General features: G+C 64.7%; 12 protein-coding genes and 1 pseudogene. 5 read left to right on the plus strand and 8 right to left on the minus strand.

The window, feature by feature from the left end; all coding sequences use genetic code 11:
* Positions 1–98 precede the first annotated feature (98 nt).
* Positions 99–2,930 (plus strand): annotated as a pseudogene (locus GXB81_RS28240) (cellulose synthase subunit BcsC-related outer membrane protein); the annotation flags it as partial.
* A gap of 66 nt (positions 2,931–2,996) precedes the next feature.
* On the opposite strand, the gene GXB81_RS28245 reads toward GXB81_RS28240, so the two are convergent.
* The 7 genes from GXB81_RS28245 to GXB81_RS28275 form a co-directional block, all read right to left on the minus strand.
* Positions 2,997–4,082, minus strand: coding sequence for a porin (locus GXB81_RS28245; protein ID WP_167043938.1), 1,086 nt, complete (start codon positions 4,080–4,082; stop codon positions 2,997–2,999).
* Between the two features lie 185 nt (positions 4,083–4,267).
* A complete protein-coding gene (locus tag GXB81_RS28250; RefSeq protein WP_205990918.1) occupies positions 4,268–5,332 on the minus strand; it encodes a phenol 2-monooxygenase domain-containing protein in 1,065 nt (354 codons plus the stop codon).
* A gap of 38 nt (positions 5,333–5,370) precedes the next feature.
* Positions 5,371–5,733 carry a phenol hydroxylase subunit P4 gene (locus GXB81_RS28255; protein WP_205990919.1) on the minus strand — a complete coding sequence of 121 codons (363 nt, stop codon included), beginning with the start codon at positions 5,731–5,733 and terminating at the stop codon, positions 5,371–5,373.
* A 38-nt stretch (positions 5,734–5,771) separates the two neighbouring features.
* Complete coding sequence (locus tag GXB81_RS28260; RefSeq protein WP_167284842.1) at positions 5,772–7,388, minus strand: aromatic/alkene/methane monooxygenase hydroxylase/oxygenase subunit alpha; 1,617 nt, start codon at positions 7,386–7,388, stop codon at positions 5,772–5,774.
* A gap of 67 nt (positions 7,389–7,455) precedes the next feature.
* Positions 7,456–7,728, minus strand: coding sequence for an MmoB/DmpM family protein (locus tag GXB81_RS28265; protein WP_167043926.1), 273 nt, complete (start codon positions 7,726–7,728; stop codon positions 7,456–7,458).
* Positions 7,721–8,758: an aromatic/alkene monooxygenase hydroxylase subunit beta gene (locus GXB81_RS28270; RefSeq protein ID WP_167043923.1), complete on the minus strand. Its 1,038-nt coding sequence runs from the start codon at positions 8,756–8,758 to the stop codon at positions 7,721–7,723. The genes GXB81_RS28265 and GXB81_RS28270 overlap by 8 nt, the downstream gene beginning before the upstream one ends.
* A 55-nt stretch (positions 8,759–8,813) precedes the next feature.
* Positions 8,814–9,089, minus strand: coding sequence for a phenol hydroxylase subunit (locus GXB81_RS28275; RefSeq protein ID WP_167043920.1), 276 nt, complete (start codon positions 9,087–9,089; stop codon positions 8,814–8,816).
* A gap of 391 nt (positions 9,090–9,480) precedes the next feature.
* On the opposite strand from GXB81_RS28275, the gene GXB81_RS28280 reads away from it, so the two are divergent.
* The 4 genes from GXB81_RS28280 (at position 9,481) to GXB81_RS28295 (ending at position 13,294) form a co-directional block, all read left to right on the plus strand.
* On the plus strand, positions 9,481–11,361 hold the full coding sequence (locus GXB81_RS28280; protein ID WP_240162897.1) for a sigma-54-dependent Fis family transcriptional regulator: 1,881 nt from the start codon (positions 9,481–9,483) through the stop codon (positions 11,359–11,361).
* A gap of 210 nt (positions 11,362–11,571) precedes the next feature.
* Positions 11,572–12,120 carry an energy transducer TonB gene (locus tag GXB81_RS28285; protein ID WP_205990920.1) on the plus strand — a complete coding sequence of 183 codons (549 nt, stop codon included), beginning with the start codon at positions 11,572–11,574 and terminating at the stop codon, positions 12,118–12,120.
* A 245-nt stretch (positions 12,121–12,365) separates the two neighbouring features.
* Entirely contained in the window at positions 12,366–12,674 is a 309-nt protein-coding gene (locus GXB81_RS28290) for a transposase (RefSeq protein WP_167043914.1), read from the plus strand.
* Between the two features lie 353 nt (positions 12,675–13,027).
* On the plus strand, positions 13,028–13,294 hold the full coding sequence (locus GXB81_RS28295; protein WP_167043911.1) for a hypothetical protein: 267 nt from the start codon (positions 13,028–13,030) through the stop codon (positions 13,292–13,294).
* Positions 13,295–13,379: 85 nt separating this feature from the next.
* Here GXB81_RS28295 and GXB81_RS28300 read toward each other — a convergent pair.
* On the minus strand, positions 13,380–14,609 hold a 1,230-nt coding region (locus GXB81_RS28300; protein WP_205990921.1), incomplete at its 5' end, for an ATP-binding protein.

The following is a 14,609-nucleotide window of genomic DNA, read 5'->3' on the forward strand; positions in this document are numbered from 1 at the left end:
CCCCATCCTCACACTTTTTCTTTTTAAATCCCACCGCGCACACCGACATATCCCCTCTCATTCCCCCCCTTTCCCTACCCGACGCTCTTCCGATCTGCCCCGAGCTGATCGGCGTGATCGCCGGCGCGTACCAGCAGGCCGGCGATCCGGCCCGCGCGCTCGGCCTCGTGCGCGGCGCGATGAACGCGGCGCCCGGGAACACCGATCTGCTGCTGCAATACGCCGGCATTCTCTCGGCGACCGGGCAGCAGGCCGAACTCGGCATGGTGATGCGCCGTCTGCAGACGCTGCAGTTGACGCCGCAGCAGCGCGTCGACTTCGGCAATCTCAATGTCGGCATCGTCGTGCGCCAGGCCGATGCGGTGCGCCAGCGCGGCGACCTCGCAAGCGCCTACGAGGTGATCGCGCCGTGGCTCGCCGCGATGCCGGACAACCCCGATCTGCAGGCCGCGCTCGGCCGCATGTACGCGAGCGCCGGCGACGACCGCAACGCGCTCGCGAGCTACCGCGTCGCGCTGCAGCGCCGCCCCGACGACCTGAACCTCGTGCAGGCGGCGATCTCGGCCGCCTCCGGCGCGAAGCAGTTCAGCTACGCCGAGGGGCTCGCGAAGCAGGTGCTCGCCGCCGCGCCCAACGATCCGGGCGTACTCGCCACGGTCGGCCGCATGTATCGCGCCGAGGGCAAGCTGTCGCTCGCGTCGACCTATCTGCAACGCTCGCTCGTCGCGGCCAATACGCCGCTTGCGGCAAGCGCGCCCCGCAACGGCGCGGCCGGCAACGTGCCGCGCGGCTGGGAAGCGGCGATGCGCCAGATCGGCGCGACGCCGCTGCCGGGCACCAATCCGTTCGAAGGCAAAACGGCGCTCGCCGGCTCGACCGATGCCGCCGACGCCGCGCAAGCCGCGCCTCCGTTCTCCAACACGCAGTCCTCCTTGCCGACGCAGACCGTGCCGAACTATCTGCCGCCTCCTCAGCCCGCGCCGTATGTTGCACCGTACGTTGCGCCTTATAACGCGCCGTATAGCGCACCTGCCGCGCCCTATGCGGCGCCCGCGCAGGCTTATCCGAATCCCGCGCCGTACGGCGCGCCCCGCTCGGACGCCGAACTCGGCGGCTATGGGCAGGAAGCTTATGGATCGAGCCAGTCGGGCGCGCCGTTGCAGCCTTATCCGGGCCAGGGACAGGCTCAGGGTGCGATGCCGCCGTTGCCGCAGCAGCCGTACAACGCGGGCTATGCGCAGCAGCCACAGCCTTATCCGCAGCAACCGTATCCGCAACAGCAGCAACCTTACGGACAACAGCCTTACGGCGCGCAGGACGGCTACTACGCGGCGACGCCGTGGCCGATGTCGCCGGCGGCACGCGAAGCGCAGGCCAATGCCGGATCGATGCAGCCTTATGCACCGGCACGCACGGCCGCGAACCCGGCGCGCGGCAGCGCGAAAAAGAGCCCGGCGCAAGCGCGCCGCAATGCGCCGGTGTATGCGCAGCAACAGCAGGGTTACGCGCCGCAGCCCTATCAGCCGTACCAGCCTTATCCGCAACAGCCGTACGGACAGCAGCCGTATCAACCCTACCCGCAGCAGTATCCGAACCAAGGCTATTACGCGCAGCAGCCCTATATTCCGCAGCCGCCGACCGGCTACGCGCAACCGTACTATCCGCCCGGCACGCAACCCGCCAACCCGCAGCCGAACGTCGCGAACGCGCAGACGCTCGGCGTTGCCGAAGAGCTCGCGCAGGTCAACCGCGAGCAGGCCAGCACCGTGTCGGGCGGCCTCGTGTTCCGCAATCGCTCGGGCGAGGACGGGCTGTCTTCGGTCACCGACATCGAGGCGCCGATCCAGGGGCGCATCAAGGCCGGCAACGGTCACGTCGTCGTCACGGCGACGCCCGTCACGCTCGACGCGGGCACCGCCTCGACCAGCACCTCGACGCTCGCGCGCTTCGGCTCGGGGCTGTCCACGCCGGGCGGCGCGACCAACGCGGTCGCCGGCAACAACACCTACGGCAGTCAGACCGCGAGCGGCGTGGGCCTCTCGGTCGGCTACGAGAGCCGCAGCATCAGCGGCGATATCGGCGTGACGCCGATCGGCTTCCGCGAGACCAACATCGTCGGCGGCGCGCAGTACAACGGCGGCATCACCGACAAGGTCTCGTATTCGCTCGCCGTCGCGCGGCGCGCGGTGACCGACAGCCTGCTGTCCTACGCGGGCGCGCGCGATTCGGGCGCGGGCCTCGAATGGGGCGGCGTCACCTCGACCGGCGGGCGCGCCGCCCTCGCCTGGGACGACGGCACGAGCGGCCTCTACGTGAACGCGGGCTACCAGTACTACAGCGGCAACAACGTGCCGAGCAACAACGCGATCAAGGGCGGCGGCGGCGTGTATACGCGCCTGCTGAAGGATGCGGACCAGACGCTCACGGTCGGCGTGAACACGACGTTGATGGGCTACAACCGCAACCTGTCGTACTTCACGTACGGCCAGGGCGGCTACTTCAGTCCGCAGCAGTACGTGATCCTGAATCTGCCGGTCGAATGGACCGGCCGCGAAGGATTGTTCACCTACGACGTGAAGGGCTCGATCGGCGTGCAGCACTATCGCCAGGACGCGTCGAACTACTTCCCGACCGACCCGACCCGCCAGGCCACGGCGGCCGCGTTCGCGAACTCGCTCGGCAACCTCGACAGCAACGCGGTCTACCCGGGCCAGAGCAAGACCGGCGTGTCGTATTCGATCAGCGCGGTGGGCGAATATCAACTCGCGCCACAGCTCGCGTTCGGAGCCACCGCTTCGCTCGGTAATGCTTATGAATATCGCGAGTGGCTTGCGGCCGTCTACGTGCGCTACAGCTTCAGCAAGCAGACGGGCTTGCAGCCGTTCCCGCCGACGCCGCTCACGTCGCAGTATCTGTCGCTGTCGAATTGATGGCGTTGAGGGATGTGCGCCAGGGTGAGCGGTCGGGATTGAACCCGGCCGCTCACGCTCACGGGCTCAGAACTTGGTGTTGATGCCGATCCGGGCCAGCGCCTGCGTGGCGCCGCTGGAAGCACCGTTCGGATCGAGCACGCCGTTGATCTGCGCGTTCGCGCCGCTATTGGCGCGCTGATAAACCCCGGCGACGTAAACGAGCGTGCGTTTGGAAAGCGAATATTGCAGCGCCGCGGACACCTGATGCGCGTGATTGTCGTCAAGCTCCGCATTACCCTTCATATAGGCATAGCTTGCGCCGAGCGATAACGCAGGCGTGATCTGGTACACGCCACCCGCCTGCCCCATCCAGATGCCGCCGCCGTTGATGGAATTACGCACGGTCGTGAACAGCACCTTGGTCGTGAAAGCGCCGAAGACATAGCGAGTCCCGACGCCCCAGTTCCGCACACTCGTTCCGGCCACGCCGCCTACGGGCCCGTACTTCTCGTTGGTGTACGCGGCGCCGATCGCGAACGGTCCATGGGCATAGTTCAGTCCCGCGCTGACCGTGTTGTTGGCGCCGATAGAGCCGGCAACGTTGCCGAATCCATACATCGCTCCACCGGTGAATCCGCCCAGATTCGCGCTCGTATACTTCACCGAGTTAGCCACGCGATTGCTGCCCGCGACCCTGTCCCAGTCGAATGCACCGGTGGGATTGTCCGGAATCGCCAGCTTCTGGAACGGACCGTTGCGAGCGCCATAGAGACCGGCCAGGTCCATCGCCGTATCGACGCTGCCGAATAGCGAGTCCACCATGAAATCGTACTGATTGCCGAGCTTGATGCTGCCGAACCTGTCGTTCTGCAGTCCCACATAGGCTTCGCGGGCAAAAATTCCACCGCCGATCATCGCCCCGCTGCCGAGCGAGAACTGATTGACGAGGCGGAATATCGCGTGATTGCCGCCGCCGAGGTCTTCGCTACCCTGCAGGCCGAACAGGTTCGGCGTGAAAATCCCGTCGTCGAACTTGAAGTTCTTGCTGCCTCCTTCGTTGCTCACGTAGGTGACGCCTGCGTCGATCAGGCCGAACATGGTCACGCTGCTTTGAGCGGCAGCACCGGTGGCGGCCGATGCCAGTGCCAGCATAAGAATGGACTTTTTCATTCGATCTCCAATGTCTCCGAGTTATCTGGTTTTCCAGAAGCTTTTATTTTTGCTACGTCATACTGATCTTTTTGATGCCTCCTTGTGCCCGACGCACGCGGCGAGAGCGTAAACATCCTCTGTCTTGCCGGACAGGCACGGCCATCCTGGATGGCCGTGCCGCCAGCCTGCGCGGATCGACGCGCTTATATCGATCTGAACAGCGGGCTTTTCGCGAGCGCTTCCGCGCCGTCCGCATTGCTGAGGAACTTCTCCGTATAGATGTCGCGTTCGAACAGTTGCCCTTGCATCAAGGCTCGGATCGACGCTTCGATCATCACGGGCGGCCCGCACAGATACGCCTTGTGGCCGCGAAAATCGCCGGCGAAATGCGCCTTGGCCGCCTCGTGGACAAAGCCGCGATAGCCGTCCCATGCGCTGTCGGCTGCCTCGTTCGAGAGCGCCGGCACGTAAGTGAAATTCGCGTGGTGCTTGGCGAGATCGAGAAACTCGTCGTGGTAGTACAACTCCAAGCGATCGCGTGCGCCGTACACGAGCGTGATCGGCCGCGTATCGCCCTGCTCCAGCAGATCGAGCAGCATCGAGCGCGGGCTCGACAAGCCCGAGCCGCCGGCAATCAGAATCACCGGTTGCGGGTCCGAGGCGCGTACGAAGAAGCGCCCGAACGGTCCGCTAAAACGCAGCTCGTCGCCGGGCTTCAGTGCTTCGTGCAGATAGCCGGTGCCCTTGCCGCCGGGCACGCGCCGCACGTTCAACTCGATCAGCGTCGACGATCCCGGCTTGCCGGCCAGCGAAAACGCACGCGGCATGTCCTCCCCCGGAATCTGCACGTTCACGTACTGCCCGGCCTGGAACTCGATGCCCTCGCCGTCCAGTTCGACAAAGATGCCTTTGATCGTCGGCGTCAGATCGACGCTGTCCTTCACGCGGCCCGCAAAGTCCTGCACCGGATAGTGGCGCGCGTCCGGGTCTTCGTCGATATCGGCTTCGATCGTCAGATCCGATTGCGCGGTCGCGCAGCATGCGAGGCACTTGCGTTCGTCGCGCTCGAAATCCATCAACGCGAACGGCGACGCGTTGCCGTGCTCGATCTCGCCATCGACAACCTGCACCTTGCACGTCGCGCACAAACCGTGGCAGCACGCATGCGGCAGCCACACCCCGGCGCGCAGGCAGGCGTCGAGAATGGTCTGGTCTTCGCGAATCTCGATGCTGTGACCGATTGGCTCGATGGTTAGCTGATAACTCATGTCAGCATCTCCCTTTCATCGTTACAGGAATCCTCGGCCTAGCTGCACGAGCCGTGAATACCGGTCAGGCCCGGCGTGCGAAAGCGGATCACCGACTTGTGGCGCAGGCCGTTTTCTTCGAGCGTGCGATCGAACGCCGGCGTGAAACGCTGGTTCGAGCTGAACCATTCGATTTCGTCGAGCTTGACCTTCTCCCAGTCGGGATGCGCCGAGTAGATGCCCGGCAGCACGTCGTTCGCGAGCGTCGCGAACGTCATCGACGGCGGCACCGGAATGCAATGCGGTGCACAGAACATCAAATGATCTTCCCAGCCGATAAACAGCAGCCGGTTGCCGTGAAAGTTTTCCTCACGGTCTTTCACTTCGCCCTGGTAGCCTTCATTGAGCGCAATAACTGACATGGTGTATCTCCTTCTGATTCAATCGGCGCGGGCCAGCGTCACGCGGCCTGCGCGGCCGCTGTGTCCTGCGCATTCGCCGCGGCGCTTTCCGCGGTTTCCTCGCCGCCGTGACTCGGCTTGCCGGTCCAGCGCAGCCAGTTCTTCCGGTCGGGCGAATCCTCGAACTCGTGGCCGTCCTCGCCGACGTTGATGTGGTAGTAGCGCAGTACTTCGGCAAGCGGATTGAAGTCGGCCGCGCTCGGGTCCGCGTCCGGCTCGAAACAGTTGCCCTGGTAGATCTGATGCACGGGCAACCACGCCTGCACGTATTTCTCCGGCTCGTTGTCGAAGATGTCCTTGCAGCCGTCCGAGCAGAAGTGGTACTTGTTGCCGAGATAGTCGCTTTCGCGGTAGCAGATCTTGGTCGGATCGTCGGGCTCGGTGAAGGCCATCGGAATCTGGCAGATCTGGCACAGCATCGGCAGCGTGTTGTTGTAGAAGCGCTTGCCCTGTTTCTGCTGCTCGCGCCAGTACTCGAAACGCGGCCGGTAGAGTTTGTCGAAGGTGGCCGGATATTTTTCGGCGAGCCACGCCATTTCGTCGTCGGACGGAATCCACGTATGCATCGCCGCCGCATGCGTGTAGTTGTAGAAAATGCCCCACGCCTCGTGCGAAATGCGGTCCTTTTCCTTGGCCGCGACCTCGTGATACTTCGGCATGCGAATGCCGTAGCGTTCGAGATCATGGAACAGCGCGCCGCCGTTCTTCTCGAAGTAGGTTTCCCACGCTTCCTGCCACGACATGATGCGCTTGGGCAGCATGTAGTCCATCATCATCGCGACGAGCGTGAGCAGGCGGTAGCCGCGCCAGAACCATTTGTCGACCCACTTCTGGATGATCGGCACGTTGCCCGGGTCCTGTTCGAGCAGGAACTTCACGACTTCGAGGCCGAGCGTCATATGGCGCGACTCGTCCGATTGCGCGGAAAAGCCGAACGTGACCGTCGCCATGTCGCCGTTGAATGCGGCGCCCGACATGAACGGCATGAACAGCAGATTGGTCAGCACGTATTCGAACGAGAACGAGATCGCGGTGACGAACTCGAATGGGCCGGCACTCATCGCGTCTTCGAAATACGACTTCGGCACCGACAGATACCAGACCCGGTCGTGCATGTGCTTGAAGTCGTGGAAGCCGTTGAAGAACTTGTTGTAGTGGCTGATCGTGTGGACCTGCGTCTGCGCGTGGCGCAATTCGTCGATGGCCTGCATCTGGCAGGCAATCCGCGCGCCGGCGCCGCGGAAATTGCGCCCGGCCAGCGCGAAGCCGCGGTGCGCGGCATATTCGAGCGGACTCACGCCGGTCAGAAACAGCTTCAGCGCATTGATATAACGCGGGTCGGTCACGTTGAACTGGCCGTTGTTCTGCTGGAACGCGTCGATGATCGCGTAGAGCTTGCGTTCCTTTTCGCCCTGATACTTCCAGTAGGCGTCCATGGTCAGACGGAACGGGTCTTCCCATTTGTCCCAGTCGTGGACCTTGATGCCTTCGAAGCGGTCGTACGGAAAGATTTCATCCATCGGCTGATAGGTGGTCTCCCAGCCGAGGCCGCGCGTCAGCATCGCGTAGTTTTCCTTGATGCTCAGTTTTTTCGGTGCCGCGTTCGTGGTGCTCATCGTGTATCTCCCTTATCGATCGGAGCCAGCGCTTCAGCGCTGACTCCGATGCGATTCATCGGCCCGTTCAGGCCTTCCATTCAAGAATGAATTCGTCGTCGGTCTCGTCGATATTGCCGCCGAGCGAGATCAGATTGAGTTGCAACTCGCGCAGATCGAATGCGCGGCCGATGCGCTCCTCGATCGACTCGCGCCGGATTACGAGCCGGCCGACCGCGTCGATCTTGACCATCGCCGGAAACGCGTTGACCACCGCATGCGGGTTGTCCGCTTCGATCGCCTCGATGATCGGACGCGAATCGTCGTTGGTCTGAAACGCGATAAAGACGGAATCAGCCATGCTGGGTCTCCTGGGCCGGTTGTTGCGCCGCGAGCGGCACGCCCTGCTTGCGCACGCGCGCATCGAATGCCTCGGCGATCTCGCGCAAGGCGGCATCGGCGGCTTCGCCGCCCAGTGCTTCGAGCGCGAGCGGCCGCAAGGCATCGAGCACACGCGCTTGCCACTTCGCGACCCACTGGCCGAGCAGCGCGGCGTTTTCCGCGGACTCCGACGCTGCGGTCTTCAACGTCGCATCGACCCAGCGGCTCGTCTCGTCGAACCATGCGCTCGCGAACTCGTTCAGCATGCCGAGCGCCGCGCCGTATTCGCGCGACAGACGCGCGTCGATATGGCGATACACGAGCGGATACAGCAAGCCGTCGAGCACGACGTTCTGCGCGACATAGGTCTCGAACCAGTCCTTCACGACCATCGTGTCCTCGGCCACGCGGCGCAGGCCTTGCCACATCGGATCGTCGAGCCACCGCTGTTTGCCCTCGACAAGCGAGGTGCCCGCATTGCCGTCGAGCAGCAGACCGATACGCGAGAGGTACTGCGCGATACCGAGCCGGTCCATCGAATGGAACATCGTCGCCTGCGTGATCGCCGTGCCCCAGCCGTAGCCGGTCACGAAGCAGTTATTCGTATTGGCGGCCCATTCGACGTGGCGCAACGGCACCATCAGGGCCGCGATGCGCGCCTTCGCGTCGTCGGGCAGATCGCTGAAAAGCCGGCGGCGCGTCACGAACTCGATGTTCTTTTCCATCGTGTCCTGCTGCCGCGCCCGCGCGATCGTATAGGCGCCGTAGTAGTACTGACGCGGGTCCTTGAACGCGTACCAGTCGTTCATCACGATCGCGGTGCGGCCCTTGTCGTAGAGCGCAAGGCCGGGTTCCCACAGCGGCCGGTAGTGAAAGTTGGTTTCGGGCTGCAATTCCAGCGTCGCTTCCTGGTAGCGCGAAGCCGGCTTGTCCGCGCCGAGCCGTCTCGCGACATGCGAGAAGGTCTGTCGGATCTGCTGGACCGAGGATGTTTTGATGTCGATCTGCATGGAGCAATCTCCTTTGTTCATTGTCTGTTGCAACGCGCGGGCCCTTGCCCGCGCGTCATTCGGCAAGACCCGGCTGTCCGTAGCGCCACTTGAGCTGTTCGAGGTCCAGCGCCTCGGCTTCGTCGTCGCTCAGATGGAACACGCGATGGGTCGCGCAAAAGGACTCGTAGTCCGGTGCGCTCATCACGAGTTCGACGCTCAGGCCCGGATCGCCGATCGAAAAATCGAACTCGACGAAACCGTCGTCGCGACGTTCCCGGACGCGGACATAGCGCCGCGTCACGTCGAAATCTCGCGGCACGGGTTCGGCCGGGGGGTGATGCAGGGGCATCGCTCTCTCCTCATGGTTCTGCGTTGTGCTTCACTGCACGCATTTCATCAAAATGCATAGCAGCGCGCCTATTCATGCAATGACCATGCCAACGCGTGCCTGAGAGCCGCCCGGCGCGCGGCGAAAGGCGCACAATCCCTTGTGAATCAAGGGAAAAACGCGCGAAAAAAATTTCCGGGACGAAGTCGGCAAGCGCCGTGCGCCGCGTGGCGTTAGATCAAATGATCGAAATCGCCCCGTTGCGAGCGTGATAAAGCCGATCAAATCGGCATACGGGAACACCCGGGGCTACCGGCCTGCGATTCTCGATGCAGCCATGCGCGCGGCATTGCATACTGACGGCCGGCGCCTGCCGGCGAAAAACTCATGCAGTCGTTGGAGAAGAATTGCGATGGTCACCCGAATCAAGTCCGCGGAGCATCCGCACATGTCGATGGTCTCGCCGAAAGGCGCCTGCGTGGACAGCCTGCGCTATCCCGACATCGCGGATCTCATGTCGCGCCTGCACTTCTCGCCTGGCGACGGGCGCATCTGGCTCGGCGATCAGCGCATGCTGCTCGTGCATGCGGGCTCGGTCGGCGCGATGCGGCGCGAGCTGATCGACAGTCTCGGCCTCGACGCGGCGCGCGGCCTGCTCACGCGCATGGGCTACAACTCGGGCGCGCGCGACGCGGAACTCGCGCGCAAGGCGCGCCCCGACAGCTCGATCACCGAGATGTTCGCGGTCGGCCCGCAACTGCATATGCTCGAAGGCGTGACCGTGGTCGAGCCGGTGCGGCTCGAACTCGATGTCGAAAAAGGTCAGTACTACGGCGAATTCGTCTGGAAGAACTGCGCGGAAGACGAGGAGCATATCCGCACCTACGGCATCGGTGCGGAGCCGGTCTGCTGGACGCAGATCGGTTATGCGTCCGGCTATACGAGCGTGTTCATGGGGCGTCCGATCGTCTATCGCGAGGTCGAGTGCCGCGCGCTCGGACAACCGCAATGCCGGATCGTCGGCAAGCCGGTCGAGGAATGGGGCGACGAAGCCGCGGACGATCTGCGTTTCATGCAGGCGCAGTCGTTCACGCAGGGGCTGTCGGCGGGCGCGGCGAAACGTGACATACAACGCGACATGCCGCACGACACGCAACATGACGCGCGGCGCGAAGCGAAGGGCAATGCGAACCTCGCCATGTTCGGCGACACGCGCCCACCCACGCCCACCGCGTTCGACGACGACAACATGGTCGGCGCATCGCCCGGCTTCAACGCGGTCTGCCATATGATCCGGCGCGTCGCGAACACGCGCGCGACCGTGCTGTTTCTCGGCGAGAGCGGCGTCGGCAAGGAAGTGTGCGCGCGCACGCTGCATCGGATCAGCGGCTGCGGCAACGGCCCGTTCGTCGCGGTCAACTGCGCGGCGATTCCGGAAGCGCTGGTCGAGTCGGAACTGTTCGGCGTCGAGCGCGGCGGCTTCACCGATGCGACGCAAAGCCGGCCCGGCCGCTTCGAGCGCGCCGACGGCGGCACGCTGTTTCTCGACGAGATCGGCATTCTGAGCCTGACCGCGCAGGGCAAGCTGCTGCGCGCGCTGCAGGAAGGCGAGATCGAACGGGTTGGCGATACGCAGACGCGCCGCGTCAACGTGCGCGTGATCGCGGCCACGAACCTCGATCTGAAGGACGAGATTCGCGCGGGCCGCTTCCGGGAAGACCTGTATTTCCGCCTCAACGTGTTTCCGATTCGCGTGCCGTCGCTGCGCGAGCGGCGCGAGGACTTGCCCGTGCTGCTCAATCACATGCTGCACAAGTATCGCGAACGTCATGCGCGCGACGTGACCGGCTTCACGGGCCGCGCGCTCGACGCGCTGCTGAGCTACGGCTGGCCCGGCAATATCCGCGAGATGGAGAACCTCGTCGAGCGCGGCGTGATTCTTGCGCCCGACGGCGGCGCGATCGATATCGGCCATCTGTTCACGAGCGGCGAAACGATCGACGCGCAGATGTTCGGCCTCGGCATCAACGGCTCGTTGACGCCCTCGGACTCGTTGCTCGATCAGAAAGCGGCCGCCGATGGCGAGGTCGAACGCGTCGTCAGAAAAGTGAATGACCTGCTGATGGGCGCGAGCGGCGAGATCGAGCCGACTTCGCTCGACGATATCGAAACCGCGCTGCTGAAAAGCGCGGTGCAGCGCGCGCAGGGCAATCTGTCGGCGGCCGCGCGCACGCTCGGGATTACGCGTCCGCAGCTCGTCTACCGGTTGAAGACCCGGGGGCTGCGGGTATAGGCCAGGAGCGGGCGAAGAACGAACGAAGAGCGAACGACGCGTCGACCCGCGGCAGGCGCCGGCCGGGTTTGCGACCTGGATCACGACCTGGGTTGCGGCCTGAGTCATGGCCCGGGTTGCAACCCGGGGCGCGCCCCGGGCATCCGGCACGCATTGCGCGAATTCCCGGACCCGCTAGAATCGTGGCGTTCTGGCGCCGGGGATTCGACCATGAAAAACAACGAACGATTGATCGCTTGCTTCCTGGCGTGCGCGCTGCTCGCGGGCTGCGCGAACGACCCGCCGAGCGCGGCGGACAACCTCCCCGTCCGCCCCGCGCAGCAGGTGCTCGATCATTGTCTCGCGATACTCGCGCCGGCCGGCATGCCGCCCCCCGCGCCGGACAGTCTCAACGAGTCGCAGTGGTCGCGCTATGTCGGCTGTGCCATCGGCGCCAATCTGCATGCCCCGAGCGATCAGGTGCGCGACAACCCCGAAGCGCTCGTCGAAGTGCGGGTGGCCCCGAACGGCGAGATCAGCGCGATCCAGCGGCTCGGCAGCAGCGGCAACGCCGCATGGGACCACGCAGTCGATCGCTCGATCGGAGCGACGCCCGCGCTGCATCCCGCGCCGGCCGGTCATCGGGTCAGCAGAATGGTCCTGCATTTCAAGCCCGTCCCGCAGGGACTCGGCATGCCCTCCGCAGCCGGTCTCAGCGACGAGAGCCACTGGTCCCGGCATCAATGCATCTGGGTTAGCGGCATGCATTCGTGCAATTGACGTGCGATTGACGCGCGGTTAAGTGCGCAGTTAAGCGCGCGGTCAAACACACCCTTGAAGCGACGCAATTGAAGCGCCATGAATCACCCCATGCAAAGGGCCATGACCCGCATGCGGCAACGCTACCATCATCGGCGGCAAAGCAATTCGCCGTTCAACGGGTAAAACCGCAGCCAAATCCGGCACTGGAAGCACCGCGCCAAACCGTAAGATCGAGACGACCTGTCAGTTGAACGTTGGACGGCATGCTAGATCTTCCTCTTTCCGATGACGCGTGGGCGCGTATCAGCCACCTGTTCCAGCAGGAGCCGAAGAAGCGTTCCGGACGACCGTCGCGCCCGCCGCGCGAAATCGTGAACGCGATCCTGTGGATCATGACGCGCAACGAAAAATGGCACCGTTTGCCGGCGACGTTTCCGCCGTCGCAGACCTGCTACCTCAAATGGCTGCAATGGCGGCGCTCGGGCCTCATCGCGCGGCTTCTCGACGAGCTCGAATTGACCGGGCAGGTCGCCCTGTCGGAAGCACCGGAAGCGTCGGCAGCCGACGCGTAAAGTCTGCGCGGCTGCAAAACGAAGCGAAACGCAGCGCGGCTGATCGCGGCTGATCGATCCGCACGCAGCCTTGCTGCGCGGCGCACCGCGTTCACGCGCTTTTCCTCGTACCGCCGGCGGCAATGCGGCTTATATTGATGTCAGGAGCACTCGCGCTTTGCCCTGCCGGTACGGCGCGATCTGTATCGGCAACGCGCGCGCGGGTATGATGCCGAACGCGTCCCGCTCCGGCCCAGGACGCCACGCAGCGGCGACGCGCCAGCGTCGTGATCGCCGTGATCGCCGTGATCGCCGTGATCGCCGTGACCGCCGTGACCGCTCCTTAAGCCGCATTTTTCGTCGCGAGAACCATCATGTCTGCCCAACACGACAAAGCTTCCGGCTCGAGCACCCCGCCGAACGAGGCGAAGCACAAGCCGCTGTCCCTGACCGCGCGCAATCTCCTGATGGTCGCCATCGGCCTGGTAACGTTCGCGATCGTGTCGGGTGTCGTGCTGTACAACCCGATCATGTACGGCGACGAGATTCCGAACTTCGGCATCATCCTGATGCTGACCGTGCCGGTCATCGCCGGTGTCGCGTTTCGCGTCGGCATCGACGCGTGGCTCGACCGCAAGTGAGCCGCGCGGCTCCGGCCAGCCGCGCGACAATCATCGCCCCTCTCGGCGCGGCGTAGCAGCGTGACGTGACGGCACGGCCGCTGCGTCACGCACGCGCCACCGGCAACACGACCCATACTTCGAGCCCGCCGCCTTCGCGCGCATGAAACTGCAGACTGCCGCCATGCAGCCGCGCGATCCGCTCGACAATCGACAGCCCCAGCCCCGTACCGCCGCTGTGCGCACGCGCATTGCGGCCGCGCTGGAACGGCGCCTTGAGCTTCTCCAGTTCTGCCGCCGACAAACCCTTGCCCCGATCGCCGACCGCGACCGTCAGCGCATCCCGGGTTGCCCACGTGCGCACCGCGAGCCCCGAGCCGCCGTAGACGATGGCGTTCTGCATCAGGTTCATCAGGAGCCGCATCATGCCGATCGGACGATAGACGATGGCCGGCAGCGTCCCGAGCGACAACTCGAACGCGTGCCCGAGCCCCGCGAAATCGCCGGCGAGCCGCTCGATCAGCGCGTTCAGATCGCCGGCTTGCGCTTCCTCGCGCTCGCCGCTGCCCGCGTAGTCCATGAACTGCTGCAGGATCGTCTCGATCTGGTCCAGATACGACTCGGCCGCGATCACGAAGCTGCTGTCGCCGCCTTGCGGCATCGCCATGGCCATCGAAAGACGCAGCTTCGTGAGCGGCGTGCGAATGTCGTGCGAGATGCCCGCGAGCATCAGCGCGCGGGTCGCCTCGGCTTCCTGTAACGCCCGCGTCATCTGATTGAAAGCGCTGCCCACTGCGGCGATTTCGCTGGGGCCGTCGGTCGGCAACGGCGCGGGCGTTTCACCGGCGCTGACGCGGCGCGCGGCCCGCGTCAGTTCGCGCAACGGCTCGTTCAGATGCAGCTGGATCGCATAGCCGGCCAGCGCCGCCAGCACGCCGAGGCCGAGCGACAGCAGGATCGCCGCTTCGAGCCCGCTGCCCTGCGCGTCCTCGGGAATCGGCAACGCGATCCAGTACGGGGCGGCCGGCATCCTGCCGGAAACATGGTCCGATGCATGGCTCGAAGCATCACCCGAGGTATGGCCCGAAACATGGCCCGCAGCATCGGCCAAAGAAGAACCGCCCGCCCCGCCCACCGGCGCATGCATGCGAATCCACAAGCGCTGCACGCCCTCGGTCTGCCAGCGCGCAGGCATGTCGGCGGGCAGATGCTTGCGCAGACTGTCGAGAAACACGCCGCGCTGATAGTTGCGATACGCGCGCATGAGACTCGGCCGCGGCGCGGCGTCGGCCTCGGGCGGCAACTGCTCGCGCGCGTCGAGGCGCGCGCTCAGCAC

Origin of the sequence: Paraburkholderia sp. Ac-20336 (genome assembly GCF_017105025.1) — a bacterium.
In the GTDB taxonomy this organism is placed as follows: domain Bacteria; phylum Pseudomonadota; class Gammaproteobacteria; order Burkholderiales; family Burkholderiaceae; genus Paraburkholderia.

What these genes read in the sequence shown, in the direction of transcription:
- GXB81_RS28245 (WP_167043938.1), bottom strand. Translation starts at nt 4,082, where the DNA reads ATGAAAAAGTCCATTCTTATGCTGGCACTGGCATCGGCCGCCACCGGT.
- GXB81_RS28285 (WP_205990920.1), top strand. Translation starts at nt 11,572, where the DNA reads ATGAAAAACAACGAACGATTGATCGCTTGCTTCCTGGCGTGCGCGCTG.
- GXB81_RS28250 (WP_205990918.1), bottom strand. Translation starts at nt 5,332, where the DNA reads ATGAGTTATCAGCTAACCATCGAGCCAATCGGTCACAGCATCGAGATT.
- GXB81_RS28295 (WP_167043911.1), top strand. Translation starts at nt 13,028, where the DNA reads ATGTCTGCCCAACACGACAAAGCTTCCGGCTCGAGCACCCCGCCGAAC.
- GXB81_RS28265 (WP_167043926.1), bottom strand. Translation starts at nt 7,728, where the DNA reads ATGGCTGATTCCGTCTTTATCGCGTTTCAGACCAACGACGATTCGCGT.
- GXB81_RS28255 (WP_205990919.1), bottom strand. Translation starts at nt 5,733, where the DNA reads ATGTCAGTTATTGCGCTCAATGAAGGCTACCAGGGCGAAGTGAAAGAC.
- GXB81_RS28275 (WP_167043920.1), bottom strand. Translation starts at nt 9,089, where the DNA reads ATGCCCCTGCATCACCCCCCGGCCGAACCCGTGCCGCGAGATTTCGAC.
- GXB81_RS28260 (WP_167284842.1), bottom strand. Translation starts at nt 7,388, where the DNA reads ATGAGCACCACGAACGCGGCACCGAAAAAACTGAGCATCAAGGAAAAC.
- GXB81_RS28280 (WP_240162897.1), top strand. Translation starts at nt 9,481, where the DNA reads ATGGTCACCCGAATCAAGTCCGCGGAGCATCCGCACATGTCGATGGTC.
- GXB81_RS28270 (WP_167043923.1), bottom strand. Translation starts at nt 8,758, where the DNA reads ATGCAGATCGACATCAAAACATCCTCGGTCCAGCAGATCCGACAGACC.
- GXB81_RS28290 (WP_167043914.1), top strand. Translation starts at nt 12,366, where the DNA reads ATGCTAGATCTTCCTCTTTCCGATGACGCGTGGGCGCGTATCAGCCAC.